Source organism: Bacillus sp. UMB0728 (assembly GCF_002858875.1).
Lineage (GTDB): Bacteria > Bacillota > Bacilli > Bacillales > Cytobacillaceae > Bacillus_AB > Bacillus_AB infantis.
Genome location: NZ_PKLA01000006.1, coordinates 268810 through 294320, shown reverse-complemented (window position 1 = coordinate 294320; position 25511 = coordinate 268810). Strand labels below are relative to the sequence as shown.

31 protein-coding genes are annotated in these 25511 nt (G+C 46.2%); 23 read left to right on the top strand and 8 right to left on the bottom strand.

The window, feature by feature from the left end; genetic code table 11:
* Positions 1 to 89 precede the first annotated feature (89 nt).
* Entirely contained in the window at positions 90 to 884 is a 795-nt protein-coding gene (locus CYJ37_RS23020; RefSeq protein ID WP_101552102.1) for a class I SAM-dependent methyltransferase, read from the top strand.
* A gap of 104 nt (positions 885 to 988) precedes the next feature.
* Positions 989 to 1540 (top strand): signal peptidase I, encoded by a 552-nt coding sequence (lepB, locus tag CYJ37_RS23015; protein WP_009792527.1) that lies wholly within the window; start codon positions 989 to 991, stop codon positions 1538 to 1540.
* A gap of 41 nt (positions 1541 to 1581) precedes the next feature.
* Here lepB and CYJ37_RS23010 read toward each other — a convergent pair whose 3' ends face one another.
* Positions 1582 to 2715, bottom strand: a complete 1134-nt coding sequence (locus tag CYJ37_RS23010; RefSeq protein WP_180827424.1) for an NAD(P)/FAD-dependent oxidoreductase — start codon at positions 2713 to 2715, stop codon at positions 1582 to 1584.
* Between the two features lie 153 nt (positions 2716 to 2868).
* Between CYJ37_RS23010 and CYJ37_RS23005 the strand changes: the two genes are divergently transcribed.
* Together CYJ37_RS23005 and CYJ37_RS23000 are read left to right on the top strand one after the other, a co-directional pair.
* Positions 2869 to 3414, top strand: a complete 546-nt coding sequence (locus CYJ37_RS23005; RefSeq protein WP_101552098.1) for a hypothetical protein — start codon at positions 2869 to 2871, stop codon at positions 3412 to 3414.
* Between the two features lie 110 nt (positions 3415 to 3524).
* A complete protein-coding gene (locus CYJ37_RS23000) occupies positions 3525 to 3689 on the top strand; it encodes a DUF3934 family protein (RefSeq protein WP_009792524.1) in 165 nt (54 codons plus the stop codon).
* Between the two features lie 65 nt (positions 3690 to 3754).
* Here CYJ37_RS23000 and CYJ37_RS27460 read toward each other — a convergent pair whose 3' ends face one another.
* Both CYJ37_RS27460 and CYJ37_RS22995 read right to left on the bottom strand, forming a co-directional pair.
* Positions 3755 to 3910 (bottom strand): hypothetical protein, encoded by a 156-nt coding sequence (locus CYJ37_RS27460; protein ID WP_009792523.1) that lies wholly within the window; start codon positions 3908 to 3910, stop codon positions 3755 to 3757.
* A 52-nt stretch (positions 3911 to 3962) separates the two neighbouring features.
* On the bottom strand, positions 3963 to 4400 hold the full coding sequence (locus tag CYJ37_RS22995; protein ID WP_009792522.1) for an Lrp/AsnC family transcriptional regulator: 438 nt from the start codon (positions 4398 to 4400) through the stop codon (positions 3963 to 3965).
* Positions 4401 to 4522: 122 nt separating this feature from the next.
* Here CYJ37_RS22995 and CYJ37_RS22990 point away from each other — a divergent pair, with 122 nt between their 5' ends.
* The 6 genes from CYJ37_RS22990 to CYJ37_RS22965 all read left to right on the top strand — a co-directional run bounded on the left by CYJ37_RS22990 (position 4523) and on the right by CYJ37_RS22965 (position 8802).
* Positions 4523 to 5008, top strand: coding sequence for a hypothetical protein (locus CYJ37_RS22990; RefSeq protein WP_009792521.1), 486 nt, complete (start codon positions 4523 to 4525; stop codon positions 5006 to 5008).
* Positions 5008 to 5556: a cysteine hydrolase family protein gene (locus CYJ37_RS22985; protein ID WP_009792520.1), complete on the top strand. Its 549-nt coding sequence runs from the start codon at positions 5008 to 5010 to the stop codon at positions 5554 to 5556. Before CYJ37_RS22990 ends, CYJ37_RS22985 begins: the two co-directional genes overlap by 1 nt.
* A gap of 118 nt (positions 5557 to 5674) precedes the next feature.
* Positions 5675 to 6250 carry an RNA polymerase sigma factor gene (locus CYJ37_RS22980; protein WP_009792519.1) on the top strand — a complete coding sequence of 192 codons (576 nt, stop codon included), beginning with the start codon at positions 5675 to 5677 and terminating at the stop codon, positions 6248 to 6250.
* Positions 6247 to 6717, top strand: a complete 471-nt coding sequence (locus CYJ37_RS22975) for a hypothetical protein (protein WP_009792518.1) — start codon at positions 6247 to 6249, stop codon at positions 6715 to 6717. Before CYJ37_RS22980 ends, CYJ37_RS22975 begins: the two co-directional genes overlap by 4 nt.
* Positions 6717 to 7817, top strand: a complete 1101-nt coding sequence (locus CYJ37_RS22970; RefSeq protein WP_009792517.1) for a hypothetical protein — start codon at positions 6717 to 6719, stop codon at positions 7815 to 7817. Before CYJ37_RS22975 ends, CYJ37_RS22970 begins: the two co-directional genes overlap by 1 nt.
* Positions 7818 to 7824: 7 nt before the next feature.
* Positions 7825 to 8802: a LiaI-LiaF-like domain-containing protein gene (locus CYJ37_RS22965; protein ID WP_248138506.1), complete on the top strand. Its 978-nt coding sequence runs from the start codon at positions 7825 to 7827 to the stop codon at positions 8800 to 8802.
* A gap of 39 nt (positions 8803 to 8841) precedes the next feature.
* Here CYJ37_RS22965 and CYJ37_RS22960 read toward each other — a convergent pair whose 3' ends face one another.
* The gene (locus CYJ37_RS22960) at positions 8842 to 9030 is read right to left on the bottom strand and encodes a hypothetical protein (protein WP_142385296.1); all 189 of its coding nucleotides are present in this window, start codon (positions 9028 to 9030) and stop codon (positions 8842 to 8844) included.
* A 163-nt stretch (positions 9031 to 9193) separates the two neighbouring features.
* On the opposite strand from CYJ37_RS22960, the gene CYJ37_RS22955 reads away from it, so the two are divergent.
* Both CYJ37_RS22955 and CYJ37_RS22950 read left to right on the top strand, forming a co-directional pair.
* Entirely contained in the window at positions 9194 to 10549 is a 1356-nt protein-coding gene (locus CYJ37_RS22955; RefSeq protein WP_009792514.1) for a TrkH family potassium uptake protein, read from the top strand.
* A gap of 97 nt (positions 10550 to 10646) precedes the next feature.
* Positions 10647 to 11165 (top strand): spore coat protein, encoded by a 519-nt coding sequence (locus CYJ37_RS22950; RefSeq protein WP_165352690.1) that lies wholly within the window; start codon positions 10647 to 10649, stop codon positions 11163 to 11165.
* Here the strand turns inward: CYJ37_RS22950 and CYJ37_RS22945 are convergent.
* The gene (locus CYJ37_RS22945) at positions 11106 to 11756 is read right to left on the bottom strand and encodes a hypothetical protein (RefSeq protein WP_101552092.1); all 651 of its coding nucleotides are present in this window, start codon (positions 11754 to 11756) and stop codon (positions 11106 to 11108) included. The genes CYJ37_RS22950 and CYJ37_RS22945 overlap by 60 nt on opposite strands.
* A gap of 255 nt (positions 11757 to 12011) precedes the next feature.
* Between CYJ37_RS22945 and CYJ37_RS22940 the strand changes: the two genes are divergently transcribed.
* From CYJ37_RS22940 to CYJ37_RS22925, 4 genes are all read left to right on the top strand, one after another.
* Positions 12012 to 12260 carry a hypothetical protein gene (locus tag CYJ37_RS22940; protein WP_009792511.1) on the top strand — a complete coding sequence of 83 codons (249 nt, stop codon included), beginning with the start codon at positions 12012 to 12014 and terminating at the stop codon, positions 12258 to 12260.
* A gap of 15 nt (positions 12261 to 12275) precedes the next feature.
* A complete protein-coding gene (locus CYJ37_RS22935; protein ID WP_101552090.1) occupies positions 12276 to 12833 on the top strand; it encodes a GNAT family N-acetyltransferase in 558 nt (185 codons plus the stop codon).
* Positions 12834 to 13448 (top strand): TetR/AcrR family transcriptional regulator, encoded by a 615-nt coding sequence (locus tag CYJ37_RS22930; RefSeq protein ID WP_101552088.1) that lies wholly within the window; start codon positions 12834 to 12836, stop codon positions 13446 to 13448.
* 263 nt (positions 13449 to 13711) lie between these two features.
* A complete protein-coding gene (locus CYJ37_RS22925) occupies positions 13712 to 14641 on the top strand; it encodes a diacylglycerol kinase (RefSeq protein WP_022543268.1) in 930 nt (309 codons plus the stop codon).
* Between the two features lie 228 nt (positions 14642 to 14869).
* Here the strand turns inward: CYJ37_RS22925 and CYJ37_RS22920 are convergent, their stop codons facing one another.
* Entirely contained in the window at positions 14870 to 15199 is a 330-nt protein-coding gene (locus tag CYJ37_RS22920; RefSeq protein ID WP_094769568.1) for a hypothetical protein, read from the bottom strand.
* A 609-nt stretch (positions 15200 to 15808) separates the two neighbouring features.
* Between CYJ37_RS22920 and rlmD the strand changes: the two genes are divergently transcribed.
* Positions 15809 to 17185, top strand: coding sequence for a 23S rRNA (uracil(1939)-C(5))-methyltransferase RlmD (gene rlmD / locus CYJ37_RS22915; protein ID WP_009792505.1), 1377 nt, complete (start codon positions 15809 to 15811; stop codon positions 17183 to 17185).
* 84 nt (positions 17186 to 17269) lie between these two features.
* On the top strand, positions 17270 to 18199 hold the full coding sequence (gene glsA, locus CYJ37_RS22910; protein WP_009792504.1) for a glutaminase A: 930 nt from the start codon (positions 17270 to 17272) through the stop codon (positions 18197 to 18199).
* A 41-nt stretch (positions 18200 to 18240) separates the two neighbouring features.
* Here glsA and CYJ37_RS22905 read toward each other — a convergent pair whose 3' ends face one another.
* Positions 18241 to 19131, bottom strand: a complete 891-nt coding sequence (locus CYJ37_RS22905) for a TetR/AcrR family transcriptional regulator (RefSeq protein ID WP_101552087.1) — start codon at positions 19129 to 19131, stop codon at positions 18241 to 18243.
* A 182-nt stretch (positions 19132 to 19313) separates the two neighbouring features.
* Between CYJ37_RS22905 and CYJ37_RS22900 the strand changes: the two genes are divergently transcribed.
* Positions 19314 to 20858, top strand: coding sequence for a DHA2 family efflux MFS transporter permease subunit (locus CYJ37_RS22900; RefSeq protein ID WP_009792502.1), 1545 nt, complete (start codon positions 19314 to 19316; stop codon positions 20856 to 20858).
* Positions 20859 to 20936: 78 nt separating this feature from the next.
* On the opposite strand, the gene CYJ37_RS22895 is transcribed toward CYJ37_RS22900, so the two are convergent.
* Entirely contained in the window at positions 20937 to 21611 is a 675-nt protein-coding gene (locus CYJ37_RS22895; RefSeq protein ID WP_009792501.1) for an NAD(P)H-dependent oxidoreductase, read from the bottom strand.
* A gap of 279 nt (positions 21612 to 21890) precedes the next feature.
* Here CYJ37_RS22895 and CYJ37_RS22890 point away from each other — a divergent pair, with 279 nt between their 5' ends.
* The 4 genes from CYJ37_RS22890 to CYJ37_RS22875 all read left to right on the top strand — a co-directional run bounded on the left by CYJ37_RS22890 (position 21891) and on the right by CYJ37_RS22875 (position 25477).
* Complete coding sequence (locus CYJ37_RS22890) at positions 21891 to 22976, top strand: YsnF/AvaK domain-containing protein (RefSeq protein ID WP_009792500.1); 1086 nt, start codon at positions 21891 to 21893, stop codon at positions 22974 to 22976.
* A 116-nt stretch (positions 22977 to 23092) separates the two neighbouring features.
* On the top strand, positions 23093 to 23716 hold the full coding sequence (locus tag CYJ37_RS22885) for a LysE family translocator (protein ID WP_009792499.1): 624 nt from the start codon (positions 23093 to 23095) through the stop codon (positions 23714 to 23716).
* A gap of 66 nt (positions 23717 to 23782) precedes the next feature.
* Positions 23783 to 24013: an excisionase family DNA-binding protein gene (locus tag CYJ37_RS22880; protein ID WP_009792498.1), complete on the top strand. Its 231-nt coding sequence runs from the start codon at positions 23783 to 23785 to the stop codon at positions 24011 to 24013.
* Positions 24014 to 24598: 585 nt separating this feature from the next.
* Positions 24599 to 25477 carry a hypothetical protein gene (locus CYJ37_RS22875; RefSeq protein WP_101552085.1) on the top strand — a complete coding sequence of 293 codons (879 nt, stop codon included), beginning with the start codon at positions 24599 to 24601 and terminating at the stop codon, positions 25475 to 25477.
* Positions 25478 to 25511 lie beyond the last annotated feature (34 nt).

Sequence of the window (25511 nt, the reverse complement as noted above, 5' to 3'; positions counted from 1 at the left end):
GTGAGAGAAATTGTAATTGCTTTCATTCTACCATATAATGAGCATACCCCGATTTAAATTCCTAATATTTTGAAAAAGGATGTGGCGGAATGGGTATTGTTGATTTTGGAAACAGGGCAAGTGAATATGCACGTTCCCGGAACGATGTTCCAAATAGTCTGTTTGATAGCCTTCATCTAAGAAATATTAATTTTACCGGCAAAAAAGTGGTTGATCTGGGCTGCGGGACAGGAGCGCTGACTAGGAGGCTGATTTTCCGCAAAGCAGACGCTGTCGGAATCGATCCCTCAGAAAAGCTTCTACAGGAAGCCGCCGGGATCAGCCGGGACAAGTATCTTGAAATCCCTTATAAAAAAGGAACTGCAGAAAATACAGGCCTTGACGGGGCTGAGTATGATATGGCGACGGTGCTCCGTGCCTGGCACTGGTTTGACAGGGAAGAAGCCCTCAGGGAAATTACCAGGATTCTTAAGCCGAAGGGTCACCTGATTGTGGCAGATACAGGATTCAAGACAGACCAAAGGCTTGTGGAAATCACTTTTGATTTTTTGAAGAAAGAAGGAGTAGAGCTTAAACCTGCCGGAAGCAAGGCAGAGTCAAGCCAAAGAATCAATGGATTTCCTGTAGAGTGGTTCCGTGAGTGGGAAGAGGCAGGGTTCGGGCTGAAGGATTTGTATGCGCTTCCATACGATGTCCATTTCACCAATGAAGAATGGCTGGACAGAGTGGCTTCTTTATCGTATTTGGCGGACCTCTCAAAAGAGGAAGGAGATGGATTGCTGCAGCGCCTGAAAGAAGAGCTGGAGGCACACTATGGGGCCAGTGCCTCACATGAGATTGCGCATTTCTGCGCTATAGCTATTCTTCAGGAGGGAATCCGGTAAAGTGACTGATGGAGGACATTCAGTACAGAGCGCTTTTTCAAACCGAAATGTGCATATGCCATTCTTTTCGCTTATAATAGATTCATATAGTGATTGAGAGGAGAATGACCATGGCAGGGAACAGCAAAAAGTCTGAATGGATTTCATGGGCCAAATCGATTGCCCTCGCGCTCGTCATTGCGTTTATTTGCCGCCAGTTTATATTTGCGCCGGTGACTGTCCAGGGCGATTCCATGATGCCGACCTTCCAGAATCAGAATAAAGTGATCGTGACCAAGCTCAGCAAGATTGAGCGTTTGGATGTCGTTGTATTTCATTCGCCTGATTCCGAGGATGATTATATAAAAAGGGTGATCGGTCTGCCAGGGGATGAAATTTCTGTGAAGGACGACCAGCTTTTTGTGAATGGGAAAAAAGTGGACGAACCATATCTGGCTGAAAACCGCAAGGAAGCGGCAGAGTTCGGCATTGAGCATCTGACAGAAAATTTTGGACCGCTTGTCGTGCCGGAGCATCAATATTTTGTGATGGGCGATAACCGTTTGAACAGCAATGACAGCAGAAGCTTTGGATTCATTTCTGATGAGTCTGTCGTTGGGGAAGCCAAGTTCCGCTACTTCCCGCTCAATCGGATAGGAAATCCTGAGAAACCATAAAAGAAGGAGCCCGGCTGCTAATTAGCCGGGCTCTTTTCCTGTCACTCGCTTTTTTGATCCTTTAAAGCTCCTTGAACGTGATAAGGATTGAGATCAATGTCTGTATCATGCCCCAATGCCAGCTTTGCAAGCTGCTGTCCAAGAAACGGCCCCATCGTCAGGCCGGAAGCGCCAAGCCCGTTGGCAGTGAGCAGGCCTTCCCACCCAGGGACAGCTCCGATGACCGGAAGGAAGCCGGGAGTAAAGGGGCGGAAACCGACCCTGGCTTCTATTAGACTGGCATCCGCCAGGCCGGGAGCTGTAGAGAGGGCTTTTGAAAGGACCTCCTGCATGCCTCCGGCTGTGATTCTCGCATCAAAACCGGATACATCATTTTCATGAGTTGCCCCTGCAACAATCCGTCCGCCGGTGAAGGCAAGCAGATACTGGTCACCGGGGGGCATAAGGACAGGCCAGCTGTCAGTTGCTTCATCCGGAAGCTTTAGGTGGGCAATCTGGGCCTTCTGATAGCTGACATCCATTTCAATGCCGAGCGGCTTGAATATTTCCGCTGCCCATGCGCCGGCACAGACGATGACAGCATCTGCCTCCCACTGTTCTTGACCGGCAAGGATGCCTGTCACCCGGTTTCCTTCATAGATCAATGAAGCATCCTTTTCGAGAAAGACTGCCCCTTCCTTTTCTGCCGCACGGATCAGGGAATCCCTCAGTGCCCGTCCGTCTACCCGGGCGGCTCCGCTGACCTGCACTGCTGCAAACTCTTTATCAACCGGAGGGAAAGCCTCTGTTGTCTGTTCCCGGGTAAGAAGTGTGACTTCGCCGATTTCCGGTGCTTCCTCCCTCCGCTTCAATGTCCGTTCTTCAGCCTTTTCCAATTTATTGGTTTCCTTGTGCAGGATAAGGGCACCTACCCTGCTGTAGCCTGTATCCGGCTCGCCGCGTTCCTCAAGCTCCTTCACGAGCTCCGGATAATAGCGTGCACCCGCTTTAGCAAGCCGGTACCAATCTTTATTGCGCCTCTGCGATACCCATGGGCAGACAATGCCGGCAGCAGCGGCAGTAGCCTGTCCTTTTTCATTCCGGTCCGCCAAAATCACCCGGTTCCCCGATTTTGCCAGGTGGTAGGCAGCTGAGGCTCCCAATATCCCTGCACCTATCACAATATATTTTTTCATAGCCTGCATCCTTTATAATGGAATTTAGTTATAGTATACCGTCCTGTCGGCTTAATTGTAAAAAGTGCATAGAGCATCTTTGTGGAATCTGGCAGAATATGTATTTTTGTGTGAGATAATAAAAGCATCCTTACAAGAAAGCAGTGACAATAGATGAAAAAACTCCTCATGATCGGCCTTGCCGCAAGCCTTCTTGCAGGCTGCCAGAATATGCAGAGCGGAAAACTGGATACAGATAATCTGAAAAAAGTGGAGATGGCCGACGTGGATAAAGAACAGGCCAAAAAAATTCCTGTTACATATGAAGCGCAGACTGTTGAAGGGGGACTCGATGCGCTCCCGTTTGAAATGAAGCTGCCGAAAAAGCTGCCGTTTGATGGGGAGGGATTTCAGCCGCCGGCTATTATGGATATGAATCATACCGGAAAACAAATCAAGGCGGAATTCAAGGCCTTTCCAAGAAGCAAAAAAGAGGATTACTTGCTGATGGTTTCTGCTGATTACCCGGTCGAATCCTCCGAGCAGCCCAATTCCGAACCAGTGGAGCTTGAAGGAGGGGCAGAGGGCATGTATCAGGGAAACACCTTGTCCTTTCTGAGGGATAAGGTTCAGTACACCATTATGTACAATAACAAAGCCATTCCGGAAGATCAGCATAAAAAAGAGCTGACTGAAATGGCCAATGAGATGCTGAAGTAGTTCGCTTAGCAGGCTCCTGATATGGTATGCTAATGTTCATGTGCAAGCCTTGCTGCGGACCGTGTGTTGGCAGGAAGAACGCTTCACAGTTACATGGGAGCTGATTATTGATGACCAAAGCAAAAAAAGGAAAAAGCGGCACTGGCAGCGGAACTGGAAAGAAAGGGTGGAACCGCTGGCAGGCGGGTGCCAAAAAAGCAAAAAGCGCCAAGCCATATAAAAGCAAAGGCACAAAAAATCAAGGGAAATCCGGGGATTCCGGCGGGAATGACTAAGGATGGGGATAAGAGCCAGGAAGTTCCTCTGGCTCTATTTTATTTGTTCATAAAGACCCCTGCAGTTATTTGTAATCCTGCTGATCCTCTCTTCCGTCATTTCCTTCATCAACGCCCGTTGCCCGGTTGAATGCCTGGGAGATGATATTGAGCCCCTGATCCATCGCGTCCATCGACTTCATTTTTTCCCCGACCTTTTTGTCCTTCTTTTGTTCTTCCATAAAAAGCACCTCCTGTGTTTATAGGATTCGATGCTATCCATGGATTATGCGCCTATTCCAGGAAGAAGCTGTTCACAGGCACCTCCGACAGGGCAATATGGGTGACTGTTCCTGCATAAGGTGTAATTTCATTGATGAATCCTTCAATATCCTCAAGCTTTTTCAGTCTCAGCTTGACGAGATAGCAGGCCTGGCCGGCTATACGGGAGCAGAATTCCGCGTTGGGGACCTCAGCTATTTTTTCCCTAAACTTCTGATAATCTCCTTGCCGCAAGGTGACTTCTACAAAACATTCAATCCCATATCCGAGTTTTTTATAGTCAATGGAAATGGTGTATCCTTTGATGATTTCCTCACTTTCCAGGCGTCTGACGCGTTCTGTGACTGAAGGGGCTGAAAGGTTTACTTTCTTTGCCAGCTCCCTCATTGATTGCCGGCCGTTTCTCTCCAGCTCCTGCAAAATACGCTTGTCTGTCTCATCTATTATCATATGTAAGCCTCCTTGGTAGAAACATATTTCATTTGAAACGAGTATCGGTAAAAACTGGTTTCATATTTAATTCATTATTATTTTAATTCCTTCTATTATAAAAGCAGAAGGAGGAGTTGCAAATGCCAAGAATCAAATTGAATGAAAAACAGGGGGAGACCAATTTTCAAAAAGCGCTGGCTTATGTGCCAGAAGTGGCCGCCCTGTATGATGCCCTGTATGAGCAGCTGTGGAATGAGGAAGGAATCAGCCTGGACGTAAAAGAGAAGGTGCGTTTATATCTGGCTAATAAAAATGGATGTGCGACTTGCATGAGCCTCTCGTATACCGGCGGAATGGAACAGAATGAAGCCATCGCTTATGCTGTGGAGCACAATAATTTCTCGGATTTCTCTCATTGGGACCGGAAGCTGTTTGATTTTCTGGAAACCTACAGATCCAATCCGCGGCTCTTAAAAGACTCGGATTTGGAGTGGCTGAAAAATTCCTATGACGAAAAGGAAATCATGAAGCTGCTGGCACTCATCAATCTTTTTGACGGCTATCATAAAATGATTGTCAGCCTTGATTTATACGATTTTTGTTCTTTAGGGAAGGAGGGTGCCTGATGGCTGTTCTGCTGTTGGTTGATATCCAGAAGGCCTTCGAGGATCTTTCCTGGGGTGAGCGGAATAATCCTGGTGCGGAAAAAGAAGCTGCAAGGCTTTTGAAGCATTGGAGAAACTGCAATCTGCCGGTGATTCACGTCCAGCATACCTCTCAAAGCAGGGAGTCTTTATTTTTCAAAGGAAGCATCGGCCATCAATTCAAGGAAGAGGTGAAGCCTGCAGCTGGGGAAAGCATTATCCAGAAAAGCGTCAACAGTGCGTTTATCGGCACGCCCCTTGAAGATTTGCTTAAAAATCTAAGAAGCAAAGAGCTTGTCATTGCCGGGCTTACCACACCCCATTGCGTTTCAACCACTGTCCGGATGGCAGCTAATCTCGGCTTTTCGGTCTGGCTGCCGGAGGATGCCTGTGCATCCTTTGAACGGAAAGGCCATGACGGCACCATCTTCTCTCCCGGTCATATTCATCAAATAGAGCTTGCCATCCTCCATGGGGAGTTTGCGGAAGTGTGTACTACTGAAAAAGTATTAAAGGAATTCCCGGCCTGAAGAGCCGGGATTTTTTGATTCCAGTGGGATCCGGAATGGGGGATGATAGAATGAAAAGGACTTTTAATTTTTTTTTTAAAACCTGTAGGGGTCTTTTATCCCGGTTTCGTCTATTACGTTGGAAGCTGCCAGAAAGGGGGAGAGAGAGATTAGCGACCAAGTTCTTATCCAGCAAGCGAAGAGCGGCAAGGAGCATGCCTTCCGGCTCCTGGTTGAAAAATACAGCAATGATTTGTTCCGGACAATCTTTGCAGTATTAAGGGACCGGAAGGAAGCGGAAGATGCCGCTCAGGAAGTGTTTATAAAAATCTATTCCTCTCTCCCCCAATATGAGGACCAGGGCTTTAAAACCTGGATCACCAGAATTGCAGTCAATCATGCTATTGATGTAAAAAGAAAGAGGGACCGGCGCAGGGAGGATTCCCTTGAGTATGCCGGATATGAGCTTCACGGCACCCAAAAAGAGGCTGTAGAGGCCGAAGTTATGAATAAGGAAAGGCGGAAGCGGGTGAGGGAAAAGCTTCACCAGCTGCCTGATAATTATCGAGATGTAATCTATGACTTTTATATAGCTGAAAAAAGCTATCAGCAAATAGCGGAAGAACAGAATGTCCAGGTGAAGACTGTGGAGACAAAGCTCTACAGAGCGCGCTTATGGATGAGGAAGCACTGGAAGGAGGATGATTTCTCATGAAGCACTTTACGTATGAAGAGTGGAAGCGGTATGCGAATAATGAACTGGCAGAGGCGGAAAGGGAAGTTTATGAAGATCATCTGTACAGCTGTGATGAGTGCCTCGACGTCTATCTGGAGGCAGTTGCGGTAACAGAGCTGCCGCAAATGGAAAGCGGCTCAGGCTTCACTGATCTGGTGATGGCGCAAATCTCAGCAGAAGCATTAGAGCCTGCCCAGCCTCCGGTTTATGAAGAAAAGAAGCGCAGGCCATTCTACCAGTCGCCGCTGTTCCACTACTCCCTTGCAGCGGCAATGACCATCCTGCTCATGACGACCGGTGTTTTCCAGTCGATCACCCAGTATGCTGGAGCTGTTCAGGATCCGGATTTCCAGGAAAAGAAAACATCTGTGACAGAAGGGCTAGTGGATAAAACCTTTGCCTGGATGGATACGATCGAGAAGAAGAATAAGGAGGCAAATAAATAATGAAGAAAAATCCGATTATCGCTTTTCTTTTAGCTTTTTTCCCTGGGGGAGGCCTGCTTTATCTGGGAAAGACCCTTAGAGGTTTATTTTATACAGCAGCTGTGTTCGGGCTGATGATCTTAACGGTGGCTTTGATCAGCATGTATGTTTACGGGGACGGGGCAATCATATTTGCACTGTTCGGCCTGCTGATCTATTTCGTCAACTTTATTGATACGGCCATCACTGCATCAAAGCTCTACCAGCAGGGCGGCACAGCCTTTACGGATGGCAGCGGGGCTGCCGGATCAGCTAAGCCGGCAGCAAGCCAGGAGTCGGAGCGCTTTTTTACCATCATCCTGTCCTTTGTGCCTGGTCTTGGACACTTTCAGCTGGGCCTGATGAACCGGGGTTTAACGCTCCTGACCGCTTTTCTTGGTCTTGGTGTGATGGTGCTGTTTGTGTCGGTGCTGACCCATCGAAGTGAGTTCCTTGTATTCTGGGCGATCCTGCCGGTTATTTGGGTATACGGCTTCTTTGATAGCATCCAGCAGCTGAACCGTAAGCATCGGGGAGAAGAGCTGGTGGACCGTACAATCATGGAGGATTTCGAGTCGAAGCGGGATGAAGGCAAGAAAAGCAAATCTATTGCCACATTCCTGTCCATTTTTCCGGGAGCAGGCCATCTGTATCTCGGACTGCAGCGGCGGGGCATTCAGCTGATGGCTGCCTTCCTGTTCTCCATTTATATCCTGGATGTACTTAGGCTGGGGATCTTCCTGTTCCTGATTCCGATCATCTGGTTCTACAGTTTCTTCGACGGACTCCAGAAATCATCCAGATATGGAAATGAGCCTTTGGAGGATACGCCGATCATTTCGTATTTCATCAATCATCAGAAATGGGTGGGGATCGGCCTGGTCCTTGTAGGGCTGTACTATCTGACAACAAGCATCGTCCTTCCCGCCATTTCTCCAATGCTGTATAACATGATTGATATAGACATCCGCTATTGGTTTGACCGCTACTTCCAGACAGGCATTGTATGCATCCTGCTGATCGGCGGCGGGCTGCGCCTCCTTCTTGGCAGCAAATCTGTAAAAGAAAAGGCGGTTGATTAATTTGGGCATGGATGAGAAAAATGAAGGGCGGAATGAAGGAATGAGGACATGGCGTGTTGGTACATTTTCCATGGGGGCGGCACTGCTTTTCCTTGGGGTTTTCCTGCTGCTTTCGCGTATGCTTGATATGGATTTCGGCTATGCCATGATGTCATGGTGGCCGATCATCCTCGTAATCCTGGGAGCGGAAATCCTGCTTTTCCTGCTTTTTTCCAAACAGGAAAAGCCTTATTTGAAATATGATTTTCTCAGCATTCTCTTTGTCGGCATTCTCGGCACGGCCGGCATCGGATTTGCGGCAGTCAGCTCAACGGGCATTCTGGATAAATTGGATGATGTGGTGAGCAGGGAAGAACGGACTATGGATCTGCCTGAGTTCACCGAAAAGCTGGATGGAAGCATTAAGAGGGTTATTGTCCAGACCGGAAATTCCCCGATTACTATTGAAGGTGCTTCCGGGAAAGACGTTTCCATGTTTGGCACCTACAGGGCAATGACTGGCAAAAACGAAAAACTGGTTTCAAAGCCCTCAGATTATGTCAGTTCCCACCGGAACGGCGACTCGCTCTATATCACGGTCAAAGAGCTCCCGAATGAAACAGCGGGGCCGTTTGAACGATACGCCTCCACAGATGCCACGCTCCTTATTCCTAAAGGTGTGAAGCTTGAAGTGACAGGAAGCGGCAACACGGTGACCATGAAGCCGAGGGAGCTGATGAGCGACTGGAGTGTTGAACAGGTATCCCATGTCTCCCTTTATATCCAGGAAGAAAGCAGCCTGAAGGTAAATGCCTTTGATATAAAGGATCTTCAGGGCAGCGAGGGAGACTGGAAGGTGACAAAAGAAGAAAAGCCCTCTGCTGAAGAGGGATATGCAGATTCCGGCAGCGGCGGAAAGGATGCAACCTACCAGTCTGGCAGCGGAGAGCACCGGATCAGCATTTCCGGCAGCTATAGTGTGAGTTTGAATACAGCTGCAGAATAAGATGCAAGGCCGATTGGGCCCTGCATCTTTTTGTTATCCTTATACTTCTTGTGCGGAACTGCTTTTGATTGTTTCTTCTTTTTTAGCCTTTGCCCTCATGTACATGCCGATATTCAGGATAACAAGGATGCTCGAAACCATTAAAGAGCGGTCTGTCAGCCCGTCGCGGAAAATATAGCTGGACGCAACCGCCAGAATAATGAGTGCTGCGAGTAATAAATGGTGCATGATCTTATTTCCTCCCATAATGTCTTTTTCCCAAGTATACAGGCCGGAAATTTCAGCGCTGTGAACAGAACCTTACGGGAACCTTAACAAGGCAGGAATTAACAGCAGGGTGAAAATTGGGTATACTGAAAAGACTCATACTCTTACATAACGTTGGTGAAATATGAAGACATTTATTGAAAAAGTCCTGGAGCGGTTATCTTCCGCGCAGCTGATTGTTCTGTTCTACTTATTTGCTGTTATTCTTTCGGCTGTACTGCTGGAGCTGCCGATCACCCTGAAGGAAGGCGTTGAACTGTCCTTTATAGATGCTTTTTTTACTTCAGTCAGCGCCATCAGCGTCACGGGCCTCTCCACTGTGAATGTCAGCGAGATCCTCAGTGTGCCAGGCACTTTTATCTTTGCTTTTATCCTGCAGTTCGGCGGAATAGGGATTATGACGCTTGGCACTTTTTTCTGGCTGCTTGTTGGAAAGAAAATCGGGTTAAGAAAAAGGAAGCTGATCATGACCGATCAGAATCAGTACAATCTTGCTGGACTGGTCGTGCTTATCAGGCGTATTCTTGTTATCTTTATAACCATTGAATTAATTGGCGCCATCATTCTTGGCTTTCATTTCCTGAGGTATTTTCCTACCTGGCAGGAGGCGTTCCTTCAGGGATTCTTTGCCTCTGTCAGTGCAACGACCAATGCGGGTTTCGATATTACAGGGCAGTCCCTGATCCCGTTTGCTGATGATTATTTTGTGCAGCTCATTAACATCATCCTGCTGATCGTCGGGGCCATCGGCTTTCCTGTATTGATTGAGATACGAGAATTTATACGGCATCGCGGTACGATTCCGTATAAGTTCACCCTTTTTACCAAAGTTACGACCGTGACCTTCTTTCTGCTGGTTGTACTGGGTACTGCGTTTATCTGCCTTTTTGAATATAATCATTTCTTTGCTGATAAATCGTGGCATGAATCCTTCTTCTACGCGCTGTTCCAATCTGTATCAACCCGGAATGGGGGGCTCGCAACCATGAATATCAGCGATTTTTCAGAGCCAACCTTGTTCTTTATCTCTATCCTGATGTTTATCGGCGCCTCTCCCAGCAGTGTCGGCGGAGGAATCAGGACAACCACCTTCGCTATCATGGTGCTGAGCATCTACACATATGCCAAGGGCAATACGCATATCAAAGTGTTTAAAAAGGAAATCATGCAGGAGGATGTAATCAAATCTTACATTGTGTTCGCAACCGCTATCCTGATTTGCAGCCTGGCAGTCATCCTGCTCACCTTCACTGATCCGAAGTTCACCTTTCTGCAGATTGCCTTTGAGGTGGCTTCTGCATTCGGGACAACCGGCCTTTCCATGGGAATTACAGCGGATCTGACGGATGCAGGGAAAATCATCATCATCCTGCTGATGTTCATCGGGCGGATCGGCATTCTGTCCTTCCTGTTCCTGATCAGGGGAACCCCGAACAAGGAAAGATATCATTATCCGAAGGAAAAAATCATAATTGGATAACATACAGCAGCCTGCTTCGAAAGCGGGCTGCCTTTTTTTGTTCATGAATGGGATATCTTTTCAATATATAAATATATACACAATGGGGGGGATTGGAATGATTATAAAAGCGATAGATCTTGGGCTGATGTCAGAGCATTTAATGGTGCATAAAGGTGTCCTTGGAAAGCTGGAGCTGTATTTTTGCCTGGCGGAGGATGAGAGGCTCAAACAAATACTGTATGAACAGGCTGTGGTGATGAAAAACCATGTACATGTGATGATCAAGCTGATGAATCCAGAGACAAATGAAGGAGTGACTGCAGCCGCCCTTCAGGAACTGAAACCATTAGAAATGGTATGTACTGATACAGAGGGCAGGTTGAGCGATCAGGAAATCGCCCTGGAAGCGAGAAACACGGCAAAGTCGATGGCCGGCACCAATTTCAGCTCGGCACTTGATATGAAAACCCCGAATGTCCGCCGCATTCACATACAGATGGCACTTCAGCAGACAGGGATACAGGAAAGATACAGTGAACTGATTAAGGAAAAGGGCTGGGAATACGCCCCCGATTCAAACAGAGGGGAGCAGGAAGAGGCTGCCCGCCGATTCAAAGAGCTGTTTAGAGAATAAGGCCTGCTGCTCTTCTAAAATCCACCATCTTACCGCATAATGGCTGTTTGGGAGGTAGGCGATCTTCAGCTTCCTTCCCTCCAGCCGTTCTTCATAATAGCTTCGGCTGATATCCATGGAATACACGTCCACCATCAAATCATCAAAAATAAGCTCCATTACAAACTCGGTGCCTGTTTCGGGATCATCGTACTCTGCCTCATCTGGAACACCTTCTACAAACAGGAACTCTTTATTTTCATAGGCATCCTTATCCTTGTAGAGCAGATGGGCTTCGTGTATGAAATATCCCCCGGATGCGAGGAAGACTATGGTAAAAAGAGAGATAATAATTCCCCCCGACCAGCTTTCTGCAGTCCATACTAAAGCCAGGAAAGCAAGGCCTGCGCAAAGGCATATAGAGACAGCAATAATTAAGCTGAGTACCTCCGACCAGAGGAAATCGTTAATCAATCCGGACACACCCCAAAGAATGAGCGAACAAATCAAAAAGAAAAGGCTTCCAATGCCAGAGATTGCAGTCAGCCATTCCAGGACAGACTGCGGCCTTTTAATTTTTTTGTTTTTGAAGTTCAGCTTCTTTTTCTTCATATAAACCTCCATCTGCCTTTTTCTTTTTATACGTTAAAAAAGGAGAGAAGTTTCGTCAAGAAAAGCAGAAGGCATTCAGGGAGATCCGGAAAGCAAAGAGCGCCAAATCAGGACTCTATGCATTTTAATCAAGTAAAAGATAAAATGTTTGAATTTTTAGATATATATCCTTATAATTAAATAAACTAATTGGTTTATTTAATGGGGAAACAGGGAAACACAATGCGGTTGTTTTAAGAAAAGCGGGTGAGAAAGATGAGCAGAAGAAGAATCTCAAGCGAGATGAAGAAAACGAGCAAGAGCATCCATATGGAAGAATGGATATGGGAGCTTTCCGGGCATATCCAGCCTTGCCGGTCAGGTGCGATTAAGGAGCTGTTCTTAGATAGAATCAGAACAGAACTGGTGAAAGAGGGGCTGATAGGTGAAGATGCTGTTATTACCAAAGAGCATGGGGAACTTTTTGCAGTGCTGATGGAGAAGCGTGCAAAAAGCTGCGGATAGAAAGGATTTTGCGTGATGGAAAACTATTTTACAGGAAACCGGGTCAGTCTGCGGCCTTTTAGAGAAGGAGACAGCACCCATATTTATCAGGCCCTCCTCGATCCTGAGTTCAGGAAGCTTACAGGGACACAGACCTTTTTTACAGAAGACAGCCTTGAAAAAGCCTATAAGAACTTTGCTGAAGACAAATCACGGATCGATCTTGTCATAACAGACAAAGAGACAGGAGCTGCGATAGGGAATCTGGCTCTGACGGAAATTGATTATATCAATAAAAATGCCAGCCTCAGAATTGCTCTTTATAAAAAAGAGCATTACGGAAAGGGGCTTGGAACGGAGGCTATTTCGCTTCTGCTTCAATATGCCTTTGAAGTGCTCAGCCTTTACCGCGTGTATCTCAATGTGTATGAGTATAACAGCCGGGCCATCAGGGCTTATGAAAAACTGGGATTTGTAAAGGAAGGGGCTTTCAGGGGAGAACTGCTTTGGAATGGAGTCCACTACGACAATCTGATCATGGGCATTCTCAGGCATGAGTTCCGTCCTATGAGCACAAACAGGGAGGGGAATTGAGTGCCTCCGATTGTATCAGAGGAGTATAAACGGAATAAGAAGAAGGAGATTTTGGCCAGTGCGCTGAGATGCTTCGCCAGGAAAGGCTTCCAGGCTGCATCCATCGACGACATCGTTGCAGAATCAGGCATCAGCAAGGGTGCCATCTACAACTATTTTAAAAGCAAGGATGATATTTATATCACCCTTATGATGGAGCAGACGGAGGAAGCTAATGACCGCCTCCTGAAGGAAATCGAGGCACTTGATTCCGCCGGTGCCAGGCTTTCTTATCTTTTTGACCGCTACAGCCGCTCAAGGCCGGATAAAGACATGAAAGATTACATCGTCGTCCATTATGAATTTACACTTCATTCTTCGCGGAATGAAGAGATCAGCAGAGTGCTGAAACAGCGCGGCAATCAATTCTTCATTAACCTCATCCTCAAAATTGTGGAAGAGGGCAAGAAATCGGGAGAGTTTGCAGCTGAAACAGATTCCCGCCTTATTGCCAATATGTTCTGGGTGGTGGTTGACGGAACGAATATCCAGCGCATCCTCTTTGAAGATTTTCCTTCAGATAAAGTTTTTCAGACGTTTAAGCAGTTTATGATGTCGTATATTAAGAGTGGATGAGGCTGAGAATTACCTCACCGGAATATCCCCGAAAATCTGCCGCCGGCAGGTTTTTTATTTTTTCAGCAGCTGATGCAGAGAGAGGATAATTATCTCCAAAAGGGGTATAATGCCAAGGTGCATAATCGAAAAAATTAAGGGTAAAATTATGCTTTTCAAACTGTATGGTGTTAAAATTATGAAGGAAGCTTATTTCCTATATTAAGGAAAAAGTAATGGACAGTTTTGAATTGAGCGTCAATTTTATTAATAGGATGATGGGTATGAAAAGAGCAAGAATCATTTATAATCCAACCTCTGGACGGGAAATTTTCAAGAAGAATCTGGCAGAGGTGCTGCAGAAGCTGGAGGAAGCGGGCTATGAAACCTCGTGCCATGCTACAACCTGTGAGGGTGATGCCACTAAGGCGGCACGTGTAGCAGTGGAACGGAAATATGATTTGGTCATAGCAGCCGGGGGAGACGGAACGATCAATGAAGTGGTCAATGGGATGGCCGAGCAGGAGTACCGGCCGAAGCTTGGCATCATTCCGTGCGGCACAACCAATGACTTTGCCCGTGCGGTCCATATTCCCCGAGATGTACAGGCTGCAGTTGATATCATCATACAGGGCGATACGATTCCTGTTGATATCGGCCGGTTCAATGATAAATATTTTATTAATATAGCCGGGGGCGGAAGGCTGACCGAGCTTACGTATGAAGTGCCGAGCAAGCTGAAAACCATGCTGGGGCAGCTGGCCTATTATCTGAAGGGCATTGAAATGCTTCCTTCGATCAAATCCACGGAAGTCAGCATTGAATACGATGGGAAGCTGTATGAAGGTGAAGCCATGCTCTTTTTGGTTGGGCTCACCAACTCGGTGGGGGGCTTTGAACGCCTGGCCCCGGATGCGTCGATCAATGACGGGCTGTTTTCCTTGCTCATCCTGAAAAAGACGAATCTCGCCGATTTCATCCGGATTGCATCCATGGCAGTAAGAGGAGAGCATATCCATGATCCCCATGTCATCTATACACAGGCCAACCGGATAAAAGTTACCTCCAAAGAAAAAGTCCAGCTGAACCTGGATGGAGAATTCGGCGGACTGCTTCCAGCTGAATTCGTCAATCTTTACCGCCATCTTGAAGTGTTCGTGCCGATTGATAAGATCCGCAAGGAAGACCGGCCTTACGAAACAGTGGAGGAATAAGAAACAGGGAAGAGAGCTGGTGTCTCTTCCCTGTTTTTTTTGTTAAGGCGCGGAAATGCTCCCGCGCCTTGTCTCATTTATTTATGCTTTATGCTTAATCAAATCAGTAATTGCGTGGTAGATCTCCATTCCCTGATACAGAAACAGAGTAGACGCCGTTAATGAAAAAGCGCCGATCATTAAGAATCGAATCCACATAATATTGTCCTCCTTATTGTTTGTTTAGCTTTAGCTGAACAATACAGGAGAACGGTCCACATAGTTGGACTGATAAAAGACGCTTTTCAGGAAAAAATGATGAAGTGCGAAAGCAAGATGGCGTACAGCCAGGAATACCATGATAGCTGCCAGCAGGATAACAGCGGAACTGCCGGGTAATGCGGAAGGTTCGTGCTTTTCATCGGCAGTCAGCTGGAATGATTCCCCGGTTTCTCCGAGAAGGGCTGCCTTGCTTTCATGGACGGGCTGGTGATCCTGATGGATTGGCTGATAATGAACGAACAAAAATGACAGGATTGTCATTAAAAGCAGCGCTGAAACAGCTCTCGCCTTTCTCATCTTCTCACACCCCTTCGCCAAATAGAATATTACCATCATATCGCCTTTGTTCATGTTTTAAAACAAAAAAGTTTTGACAAAATCCCCAGTTTTGACGCGATTTGGAGATGAAAAGGTTTACTTTGCTGCTGTATCAAGGGTGGGGAAATTTTGTGTGTTTTTCATGTGCATGCGGTTGGTTTCAGCTAGTGAGAATGTGGCAGGGGAGGCGGTTATTTGCGAGTTTTGGGATTTATTTGCGGGATATGATTTTTATTTGCGAGTTTTCAATAATATTTGTGACTTTCGGCATATATTTGCGACTGTCCTTAGATCGGGGGACTCTGCAAGCAGGCCGCACATTCCGGTTATTAGCAACTTTTCAAGTTTATTAGCAAGTTTTCCGTTTTATTAGCAACTTTCCCCATATACTAGCAACTTTCCGATTTTATTAGCAACTCCTTCAATATATTAGCAACTCCATTCCGCCTATCCCCCAAACCCAGCCCAGCTCACTGCTAACCCCACTCTCCCCAAAATCTCCACCACCTTCGCTTTCCCCCACCCTTTGTGGTACAATCTTGCTAGTCAATAGAGCCACGGAAATTAACACAGCAAAGGACGAACGTGATGAAGGGTACTGTTCCAGTTCAGAAGAATGATTATATAGATGTAATGTTTGAAGATTTGACGCATGATGGGGCAGGAGTCGCGAAGGTGGATGGCTATCCGCTGTTTGTGCCGAATGGCCTGCCGGGCGAGAGGGCACAGGTGAAGGTGACGAAGGTGAATAAAGGGTACGGGTTTGGGCGTTTGATGGAGATTTATGAAGAGAGCCCGCACCGTGTCGTTGCTCCCTGCCCGATTTATAAGGAGTGCGGCGGCTGCCAGCTGCAGCATCTCAGCTATCAGGGCCAGATGCTGGCAAAGGAAAAGCAGGTGCGTGATGTGCTTACAAGGATCGGAAAGCTTGAGGACGTGAAGGTTCATCCGGTTCTCGGGATGAGTGAGCCGTGGAGATACCGGAATAAGGCACAGGTGCCGATAGGCGAGCATGAAGGCGGTCTGATCGGCGGCTTCTACCAGCAGCGATCCCACCAGATCATCGATATGAAAGAGTGTCTGATCCAGCAGGAAAAAAATGATGAAGTCGTCCAGACAGTCAAAGAGATCTGCGCCAAGTATGGAGTCAGGGCTTATGATGAAGGGCGCCATAAAGGTGAGCTCCGCCACATCATGGCGCGGCATGGACTTGTAACCGGAGAAGTGATGGTCGTGCTGATTACAAGGACCAATGAGCTTCCGAACCGGAAAAAGATCACCGAGGAAATTGCAGCGAGCATAAAAGGAATCAAGTCGATCGTCCATAATGTGAACCCGAAGAAAACGAATGTGATCTTTGGAGACGTCACCCGTGTCATCTGGGGCGAAGAAGTGATCTACGATTATATTGGCGATATCAAGTTCGCCATCTCAGCCCGCTCTTTTTACCAGGTCAATCCGGAGCAGACGAAGGTGCTTTACGAGAAGGCGCTTGAATATGCAGATCTGTCAGGCGAAGAAAGCGTCATAGATGCTTATTGCGGAATCGGCACTATTTCTCTTTTTCTCGCTCAAAAGGCAAAGAAGGTCTTTGGAGTGGAAATCGTGCCTGAGGCAATTGAGGATGCCAAACGCAATGCGGCTCTTAACGGGATAACAAATGCGGAGTTTGCGGTTGGGGAAGCGGAAAAGGTCATCCCTGATTGGTATAAGGAAGGAAACCAGGCGGATGTCCTGGTTGTAGATCCGCCGCGCAAAGGCTGTGATGAAGCCTTGCTGCAGACGATTCTAAGCATGAAGCCGAAAAAAGTGGTCTATGTTTCCTGCAATCCTGCCACGCTTGCCCGCGATTTGCGGATCCTTGAAGACGGCGGGTATAAGACAGAGGAAGTCCAGCCGGTTGATATGTTCCCGCAGACGATGCATTGTGAAGCAGTGGCAAAAATCACCCTAAAAGATCAATAATCCATAAAACTGAGGCAGCCCCAACCAGGCTGCCTTTTCACATACTTCCAAACACTCTGACCAATACTAAAACGGGTGATGAAAATGGCATGCCGTTCTAGTGATGAATTAAAAAAACTGGTTGAGGAAGCGCGGAAGGAGACGGTGCACGGAAGGGTGGCCGATTATATCCCTGCGCTTGGTAAGGCGGATCCGGGGGATTTATCCATTGCGATCCAATATCCTGGCGGCGAATGCGTCTCTGCCGGTGATGTTGAGGAAAAGATTACGCTTCAAAGTGTGTCAAAAGTAATCAGCCTGGCCTATGTTTTAATGGAAAGGGGCCCTGGTTATGTGTTCGACCGTGTGGGGATGGAGCCGACGGGCGATCCGTTCAACTCGATTGCCAAGCTTGAGACCATGGCGCCTGCCAAACCCCTGAATCCCATGATTAATGCAGGGGCGCTTGTCGTTACACACATGGTGGAAGGAAGTTCTCCTGATGAACGTTTCGAAAAGCTTCTTGGTTTCGTCCGGCGGCTCGCAGATGATGAAACGATCGGCTACTGCCGGGAAGTAGCAGAGTCCGAATTGAGGACAGCCGACCTGAACAGGGCGCTTTGCTATTTCCTGAAGCAGCATGATGTTATCCAGGAAGATGTAGAAGATCTGCTCGACTTATATACGAGGCAGTGTGCTATTGAAATGAACTGCCTGAACCTGGCGAGGATTGGCCTTGTTTTTGCACTGGATGGAAAAGACCCGCGGACAGGCGGGGAAATCATGCCTAGGGACATCGCGCGGATCTGCAAGACCTTTATGGTAACCTGCGGCATGTACAATGCTTCAGGCGAATTTGCGATCAAAATCGGGATCCCGGCGAAAAGCGGTGTTTCAGGAGGGATCATGGGTGCGGTCCCTGGCCGTTTTGGCATTGGCATCTTCGGGCCGGCCCTTGATGAGAGGGGAAACAGTATTGCAGGGATCCGGCTTTTGGAACTGCTGTCGAAGAATTACAGTTTAAGCATGTTTTAATCCAATCATAAAACCCGCTGCAATTACAGCGGGTTTCTGGCTTATGCCGGTTCCTTGATCTGGTCAAAAAATGCCGAAATAAGCTGTTCAAGTTTGTCGGTATCCATCAGTTTGAATAAGCCACTTGCCTTAATGGTTGCCAATGTGCTCTCAATCAAAAACCTTCTCGGATTCTTGGATCTTAGAAGCTCTTCCTGTATAAAATCAAGAAGCTCCACATATTTAGGCTCTTCTTTGTTGATTGCTTTTTTCAGCGTTAGGACCGTGTGGTGGAGATCCTTTTGGAAGCCGGGATTTGGGTGTCTGCAGTCTGGCGCCCATTTATCCAGAAGTTCAGGCTGAAACAGCTGGTCTTCTGTACTGGATACCTCTTCAACCATTTTCACAATTCTCTTTACACTGTACTGTACCACCTGGTGGATGCTGGCATTCACTTCATTCGCAATTGTGTGATATTTCAAGTTCTGGTTAAGGATCCCGAGAAATATGATCGAGCAGTCAAGAAGATAGTATTTCTTGCTTTCGCCGAACAGATCGATGAACCGCTGATACAGCCAGCGCAGCATGCGGAGCTGTCCGCGTTTGATGAATTCCTTCAGGTCTTCATCATTTAAGATGTAGACTTCTTCGAAAAGGGCGATCAGCTTATTCGCTCGGTTCGTTATCAGCTGAAGCTCGATCTGCTGGATGAATATATCTATATCGGCAGGATCCTGGCCAATGAGCAGTTCATTGCGTTCTTTTTCCAGCTGGGAATAGATGCTTCTGACCATTTCAATCAGGAGTTCATTCTTAGATGGAAAATAATTATAGAAGGTTCCTTTGGAGATGCCGCTGTACTCCAGGATATCCTGAATGCTGGTGGCCTGGAAGCCTTTATCGATAAACAGCTGGTGTGCCATTTTGATCACATGCTGTTTCCTGTCATTCATAAAATCACCTTTTTTAAGTAGTATACTGCCTGTATAAATTTTATAGTACACCATTTATTATGCCAAAACAAATCCAGTTATTTCAACGGAATTTAATGATTGCAATCTTTGTACCGATGGTATATGATATGTTTTGTGAAACAGGAGTCCAATATATTGGACTTAAAGTATAGGAGGAAAAAATGGAACAAAAAATAAATAATACAGGCAGGCCGCCGTACGGTATGATCGCGGTTCTGATGATTGGCGCCTTTATTGCTTTCTTGAATAATACGCTCTTGAATATCGCGCTGCCTTCTATCATGAAGGAGCTTGAAATCGGCGCATCAACCGTTCAATGGCTGACAACCGGCTTCATGCTCGTCAACGGAATTCTAATCCCGACAACTGCTTTCCTTATTCAAAAATATTCTGTACGCAGGCTGTTCCTTGCAGCCATGCTTTTATTTACAGCGGGGACTGTGCTGGCCGGAACTGCGCATATTTTCCCGGTATTGCTGGCTGGAAGGATGCTTCAGGCATCAGGTTCGGCTATTCTTATGCCGCTTTTGATGAATGTTATGCTGATCAGCTTCCCTGTTGAAAAAAGGGGAACGGCAATGGGTGTATTTGGACTGATCCTCATGTTTGCACCTGCAATCGGCCCTACGCTGTCAGGTTGGATCATTGAGCACTATGATTGGAGAATGCTGTTCCACTTCATTACTCCGATTGCGGCTGTAGTTCTGCTTGTCGGATTCTTCCTGCTGAAGGATAAGAAGGAAAAAGTGAACATCCGCCTGGATATGCTGTCTCTTATCCTGTCCAGCATCGGTTTCGGCGGAATCCTTTACGGGTTCAGCTCCGCGGGGGACAAAGGCTGGGACAGCCCGCATGTGTATGTAACCATTACAGTGGGTGTTATCTCGCTGATTATTTTCATCCTGCGCCAGACAAAGCAGGAGCGCCCGATGCTGAACTTCGGGGTTTATAAATATCCGATGTTTGCTTTATCATCAGCCATTACAATGGTAGTCAATATGGCACTGTTCTCAGGGATGATCCTTCTGCCGATCTATGTGCAGACCCTTCGCGGAATCTCGCCTATGGATGCAGGGCTTCTGCTTCTGCCTGGAGCCATCATCATGGCATTCATGTCGCCTATTACCGGCCGTTTGTTCGATAAATTCGGAGGCCGCGTGCTTGCGATCATCGGACTTGCGATCACTGTAGTAACGACTTACCTGTTCTCAAAGCTTACTCTTGATACAACTTATACAAATTTGATCATTCTTTACTCTGTCCGTATGCTTGGGATGTCCATGGTTATGATGCCGGTATCAACTAATGGCCTTAACCAGCTGCCAGCCCAGTACTATCCGCACGGAACAGCGATGAATAACACTTTGAACCAGGTATCTGGCGCGATTGGAACAGCATTGCTTGTGACAATCATGTCAACGCGGACCAAAACCCATGCTGAAGAGATTGCTGCTGATGCATTGCAGCAGTCGGCAGGGTCAAATGCCGGCGTCCAGCCGACAGAAGCTGCGCTTGCCCAAATGGAGCAGCAGATCGGCATGCAGGCTATGCTTGAAGGCATCAATGATGCTTTCCTTGTGGCAACCTTCATTGCTGGTGTTGCCCTTGTGCTTGCCTTCTTCATCAAGCGTGCCAAGCCGGCTGAAGAACCATCTGAAGCAAAATCTTCACAGGAAAAGACTGCACCAAAGCTGGCTGAAAACTAATAGAGAAAAGGAGAATGTCCATGGGGCATTCTCCTTTTTACATTAAAAAAAGGAAGAGCAGAATCTTCCTTTTCCCTTTTAATATGTTTTTACCACATCATCGAAAGCCCTTCTTGATTTCGGACGCGGATCTTTTGTACGGTAGCCGAATGCAACCATGACGGATATGCCGAAGTGGCCGTCCTCGAGGATGCCTTCCTCCTGGAGCAGTTCATTCATTTTTTCAATATTAAAGCCTTCGATCGGACAGGAATCGATGCCAATCTGGGCAGCAGCTGTCATCATATTAGCAAGGGCGATGTAGGTCTGCTTGGAAGCCCAGTCATACAGCGGACGGTCTCCTTCAAGAAGCTTGAAATCATCTTTCTGGAATTCCTCAACCCGGCCAAGGTATTTTTCGAGTATATCAGAAGGCATATTCAGAACATTGGTGAATTGGTCTTTTAAATAATCCGAATCATACTTAGTATCCATTTTGGTCCGCGCCAGAATGACGACGAAATGGCTCGCATCAGGCAGCTTGCTGTAAGCACCCCAGGAAGCGTTTTTGATTTTTTCCCGAAGTTCCGGGCTTTCAATGACAGCAAAGCGCCAAGGCTCAAATCCGAATGAGCTTGGAGAGAGACGGCCGGTTTCCATGATGAAGCGGAAGTCATCCTCCGGGATTTTTTTATCTGGATCAAATTCCTTTGTTGCGTGGCGGAAATGGTAAGCGTCCAGAATCTCCTGCTTTAATTCTTCTTTATTGCGCATCTCGTCAACTCCTTCTATTTTACTCTCATTAAAATTACCATAATCCATTTTTTAATTCATGAAATCGGCTCGGCGGGAAATAGTAATGGAAAAATCTGTTTATTATTCCTCTATTTCCATAAATTATTGGGCAGGCGGTGCGGGTACATAACAACTACACCTGAATAATAGAACATCTTGGAAAGGCTGGATGAGGCAGAACATTTTTTGTATGTTTCCAGCAGAGTCCATCGGGTAATTAAAAAGCATATTAAAATCTAAAATTTACAGGAGGTAATCATGATGAATGACAACAAAAAGTTCATTGGAGTATTCGATACACAGGAAGAAGCAATCAAGAAGATTGACGACTTAAAACTCCAGGGCTACGGAGAATCGGATATTTATGCGGTTGCGAAGGATGCCGATGATATCTCTATGGTAAGAGGGCGAACCGGTGCAGAAGTGGAAGGAACGGATGCAGACGGCGGTTCATGGCTGGACAAGTTTATGTCATTCCTGACTGGTGAGGATGAGGTCCGCGGAGGAATGCAGAATATGGGACTGACAGATGCAGAGGCTGACCGCTATTACAGTGATATTCAGGCGGGAAAAATTCTGCTGTACGTTGATAAGGATTATGATCAATACTATGGAGAACGGACACTTGCTAATGAAGCAAACCCTACGAGCCCTGCTGCTCCGACCCTTGATGCCACAGGCTATGGGGCAGTAACCGGTCCGAATAATACAGCAGGTACAGCCGGCATGGCAAACACTGCAGGAATGCGTACAGGCAGACTGACCGACGAGCCGGACGGCTATGTAGAGGGTGTCAAGGCAGATGAATTGACCGGCTCTGCTGATGTAGAGGGTGTCAAGGCAGATAAATTGAATGGCTATGCTGATGAAGATGACTTGACTGACGAACAGCGCCTGCGCCTGCGTGAGGAGCGCCTGCAGGTTGACAAAGAGCGCGTCCAGACCGGTGAGGTTCACGTTGAAAAAGACGTTGTAGAAGAAGAGCGTTCAGTTGATGTGAATGTCAGCCATGATGAAGTATATGTAGAACGGCGCAAAGTTGACGGGCAGGCCGTTGATGGAGATGCCGGACCGATTGTCGATGACAATGACGATATAAGAATTCCCATTACTGAAGAACGTCTGGAAGTTACGAAGAAACCTGTCGTGACTGAGGAGCTTGTTGTCGGCAAGCGGAAGGTTGAGGATACAGAGACTGTCAGGGATACAGTCAAGCGTGAAAAAGCCCATGTGGATGGTGCGGATGATTACGATGAAGATGACCGTGATTCCGGCACAGCCTATCTGGGCAGCGATCAGGACGACAGCATGGCAGACCGTATGGACGATCGCGGCCGCTTCTAATCTGAATAAAGACGAAACAGCCAGCATCATGCTGGCTGTTTTTTCTGTGCAGAATTTTATTTACATTCACATATCGGTGGTATAAATTGGTATATAAAAAGAAAGCGGGTAAGCGTATGGTGAACTTCTATTTATTTGCTTTGATGTGCATTTTTCTGATCATCCTGCCAGGGCCTGATACAGCGGTTGCTACAAGAAATACACTCTCTGCAGGCAGGATGGGCGGACTCAAAACGGCGGCAGGCACATGCTCTGCGCTGGCAATCCATACACTTGCTGCGGTTGCCGGGCTTTCCGCCCTGATTGTCAAGTCGGCTATGCTTTTTTCTGTATTGAAATATGCCGGTGCTGCTTATTTGGTCTATCTTGGAATCAAAAGCCTGCTATCAATCAGGAATGGCGGACAGGAAAAAGATAATAGCAGCGGGCCGTTGATAAAAGGGAAAACGTTTTTCAGGCAGGGCTTTCTGACGAATTTGCTTAATCCGAAGGTCGCTGTATTTTTCCTGACCTTTCTGCCGCAGTTTGTTGAAGAGGGGACCGCGCCATTTTTCCCATTCCTCCTTATGGGAGCGGTCTATACCATTTTGACTGCTGTCTGGTTTTTCTTATATGTACTCTTAATCCAGCAGATTAGTTCTTTTATGAAAAAACCGAAAACTCAGAAGGCAATCGAAGGGCTGACCGGGACCATTCTCATCGGTTTCGGGGTCAAGCTTGCTCTGGAGAAGGCGCGGTAGTCTCCTCATTTCCATTAAAACATGCTATTCTGTAAATAAGATCATAAGAACAGAAGGGCTGAGTCCATGTATTTAACTATTGAAGAAACGGCAGAATATCTGTCAATGCCAGCTGCTGCTGTCGAAAAGCTTGTACAGCAGAAGAAAATCCGCGCCATTTTTGACGGCGAGCAGTATCTCATTTATAAAGAGCAATTCAAGACTCATTTGGAACAGATGGAGAAATATAAAAGGCTGGTCGAGGAAGTACTGAATGAACCGATTCCGGAAGATCGGGATATAAAGGATGAAGACTAACACAAAGCGCCTGGGCTGCCGGGTGCTTTTCTATTTTTTAAAAGCTCTGTTAAAATCTGTTGTTGATAATTTGATTACATGGAGATATAAAAACAGGAAGTCGCCTTATGGAGTGGCCAGCAAGCTTTAAAATAAGCGGAAATTTTCCGGTTAAGCTGCTAAATATGGCACGAGTGGGTATAAATAAGCGGAGAATTTCCGTTTAAGCGGAGCAAAGTTGCCCATTTGCCTGTTTTTTGAGTTGATAGGCGGAATTTCTCCGTCTATTTGAGCTGTTTTTAGAGGTTTTAAGAAATTAGGGGGAATTTCTCCGCTTATTTTTCAGCCGGTCACTGATTCCCTAATTCAGGTCCGGGAAGGGAAGGTTCGCTCTGTTATGGCTGGAAGGGAAGAAAAAAATTGCTCTTATGTAGTTTTCCTTTAATGTCGCCCCAATTAGATTATGCACAAACGGGGCAGTTTGGTTAAAAGGAATTTTTAATTAGCCAGATAAATATTGTAACGGAATTATTTTATCAATAGAAATGAAACTTCTATGGGTAAAGTTCGTATTAAATAGAAAAAATTAACATTTTAGGTATGGTGATGGATAAATTTAGAGGTTTTTATCTTATATTTATTGTCTTATTAACAGCCTGTACCCAGCATGAAGTTGTTCCTAAAGAAAATTTACAGAAGAAAGAAAATGACGACAATACTATTTTTACATCTGATGGACAACTAACCTTTAAGATTTTTAATAACATAAAAGTTCCACAAGAAAAAGTGGAATCAATAAAAGAAGAGCTTCTTAATGCCTATGATGATATACAGGATACCTTTTATTCTGGCTATGTCCCTTCCGAAAGAATAAATGTATTTCTCAATGCAGGAAATCAGGATTCATGGGGGCTAAGATCTGAACTTAAACTATATTCCGTTAGGGAAAATCAATATCCGCTTGTCCATGAACTGACACACTCTTTACTTGGGTATGGAGATAATGATTCAAGCAAGGGCTATTTAACACAAGAGGGTTTTGCTACTTATATGGAAGATAAGCATGGAAAAATCAAATCACATGCCCACAAGATAATGAAATATTTTTTAGATATAGACAAGACAATTCCAATTACGAAGTTGCTAGATCAAAATCAGGATGATTCCTTTTTTCGGCCAGCTCTTACTAAACAAGAAGAATATACGCTCAGGTGGATGAGCTATCTTCATTCAGCTTCTTTTGTCACTTATTTAGTAGATACGTATGGATTAGAAAGATTCGAGAAAATTTATAACAAAGAAGACTTGGGAAATAAAGTAGAAGAAGTTTACGGAAAGAAAGTTAACGAAATAGAAAATGATTGGAAAACTTTTATTAAAGATAGTCAAACGGAACTTACATATAATGAAAAACTGGAAATGAAATATTTTTATACATATACTTCAGCTATTGATGAAATCGATCCTAAATTCTTTACAAGGTAATTATTTTCTAACTGGAGAGAATACAAGCGTGCTG

Excerpts from the sequence above, each read along its gene's own strand:
- CYJ37_RS23020 (WP_101552102.1), top strand. The coding sequence starts at position 90 with ATGGGTATTGTTGATTTTGGAAACAGGGCAAGTGAATATGCACGTTCC.
- lepB (WP_009792527.1), top strand. The coding sequence starts at position 989 with ATGACCATGGCAGGGAACAGCAAAAAGTCTGAATGGATTTCATGGGCC.
- CYJ37_RS23010 (WP_180827424.1), bottom strand. The coding sequence starts at position 2,715 with ATGAAAAAATATATTGTGATAGGTGCAGGGATATTGGGAGCCTCAGCT.
- CYJ37_RS23005 (WP_101552098.1), top strand. The coding sequence starts at position 2,869 with ATGAAAAAACTCCTCATGATCGGCCTTGCCGCAAGCCTTCTTGCAGGC.
- CYJ37_RS23000 (WP_009792524.1), top strand. The coding sequence starts at position 3,525 with ATGACCAAAGCAAAAAAAGGAAAAAGCGGCACTGGCAGCGGAACTGGA.
- CYJ37_RS27460 (WP_009792523.1), bottom strand. The coding sequence starts at position 3,910 with ATGGAAGAACAAAAGAAGGACAAAAAGGTCGGGGAAAAAATGAAGTCG.
- CYJ37_RS22995 (WP_009792522.1), bottom strand. The coding sequence starts at position 4,400 with ATGATAATAGATGAGACAGACAAGCGTATTTTGCAGGAGCTGGAGAGA.
- CYJ37_RS22990 (WP_009792521.1), top strand. The coding sequence starts at position 4,523 with ATGCCAAGAATCAAATTGAATGAAAAACAGGGGGAGACCAATTTTCAA.
- CYJ37_RS22985 (WP_009792520.1), top strand. The coding sequence starts at position 5,008 with ATGGCTGTTCTGCTGTTGGTTGATATCCAGAAGGCCTTCGAGGATCTT.
- CYJ37_RS22975 (WP_009792518.1), top strand. The coding sequence starts at position 6,247 with ATGAAGCACTTTACGTATGAAGAGTGGAAGCGGTATGCGAATAATGAA.
- CYJ37_RS22970 (WP_009792517.1), top strand. The coding sequence starts at position 6,717 with ATGAAGAAAAATCCGATTATCGCTTTTCTTTTAGCTTTTTTCCCTGGG.
- CYJ37_RS22965 (WP_248138506.1), top strand. The coding sequence starts at position 7,825 with ATGGATGAGAAAAATGAAGGGCGGAATGAAGGAATGAGGACATGGCGT.
- CYJ37_RS22960 (WP_142385296.1), bottom strand. The coding sequence starts at position 9,030 with ATGCACCATTTATTACTCGCAGCACTCATTATTCTGGCGGTTGCGTCC.
- CYJ37_RS22955 (WP_009792514.1), top strand. The coding sequence starts at position 9,194 with ATGAAGACATTTATTGAAAAAGTCCTGGAGCGGTTATCTTCCGCGCAG.
- CYJ37_RS22950 (WP_165352690.1), top strand. The coding sequence starts at position 10,647 with ATGATTATAAAAGCGATAGATCTTGGGCTGATGTCAGAGCATTTAATG.
- CYJ37_RS22945 (WP_101552092.1), bottom strand. The coding sequence starts at position 11,756 with ATGAAGAAAAAGAAGCTGAACTTCAAAAACAAAAAAATTAAAAGGCCG.
- CYJ37_RS22940 (WP_009792511.1), top strand. The coding sequence starts at position 12,012 with ATGAGCAGAAGAAGAATCTCAAGCGAGATGAAGAAAACGAGCAAGAGC.
- CYJ37_RS22935 (WP_101552090.1), top strand. The coding sequence starts at position 12,276 with ATGGAAAACTATTTTACAGGAAACCGGGTCAGTCTGCGGCCTTTTAGA.
- CYJ37_RS22925 (WP_022543268.1), top strand. The coding sequence starts at position 13,712 with ATGAAAAGAGCAAGAATCATTTATAATCCAACCTCTGGACGGGAAATT.
- CYJ37_RS22920 (WP_094769568.1), bottom strand. The coding sequence starts at position 15,199 with ATGAGAAAGGCGAGAGCTGTTTCAGCGCTGCTTTTAATGACAATCCTG.
- rlmD (WP_009792505.1), top strand. The coding sequence starts at position 15,809 with ATGAAGGGTACTGTTCCAGTTCAGAAGAATGATTATATAGATGTAATG.
- glsA (WP_009792504.1), top strand. The coding sequence starts at position 17,270 with ATGGCATGCCGTTCTAGTGATGAATTAAAAAAACTGGTTGAGGAAGCG.
- CYJ37_RS22905 (WP_101552087.1), bottom strand. The coding sequence starts at position 19,131 with ATGAATGACAGGAAACAGCATGTGATCAAAATGGCACACCAGCTGTTT.
- CYJ37_RS22900 (WP_009792502.1), top strand. The coding sequence starts at position 19,314 with ATGGAACAAAAAATAAATAATACAGGCAGGCCGCCGTACGGTATGATC.
- CYJ37_RS22895 (WP_009792501.1), bottom strand. The coding sequence starts at position 21,611 with ATGCGCAATAAAGAAGAATTAAAGCAGGAGATTCTGGACGCTTACCAT.
- CYJ37_RS22890 (WP_009792500.1), top strand. The coding sequence starts at position 21,891 with ATGATGAATGACAACAAAAAGTTCATTGGAGTATTCGATACACAGGAA.
- CYJ37_RS22885 (WP_009792499.1), top strand. The coding sequence starts at position 23,093 with ATGGTGAACTTCTATTTATTTGCTTTGATGTGCATTTTTCTGATCATC.
- CYJ37_RS22880 (WP_009792498.1), top strand. The coding sequence starts at position 23,783 with ATGTATTTAACTATTGAAGAAACGGCAGAATATCTGTCAATGCCAGCT.
- CYJ37_RS22875 (WP_101552085.1), top strand. The coding sequence starts at position 24,599 with ATGGATAAATTTAGAGGTTTTTATCTTATATTTATTGTCTTATTAACA.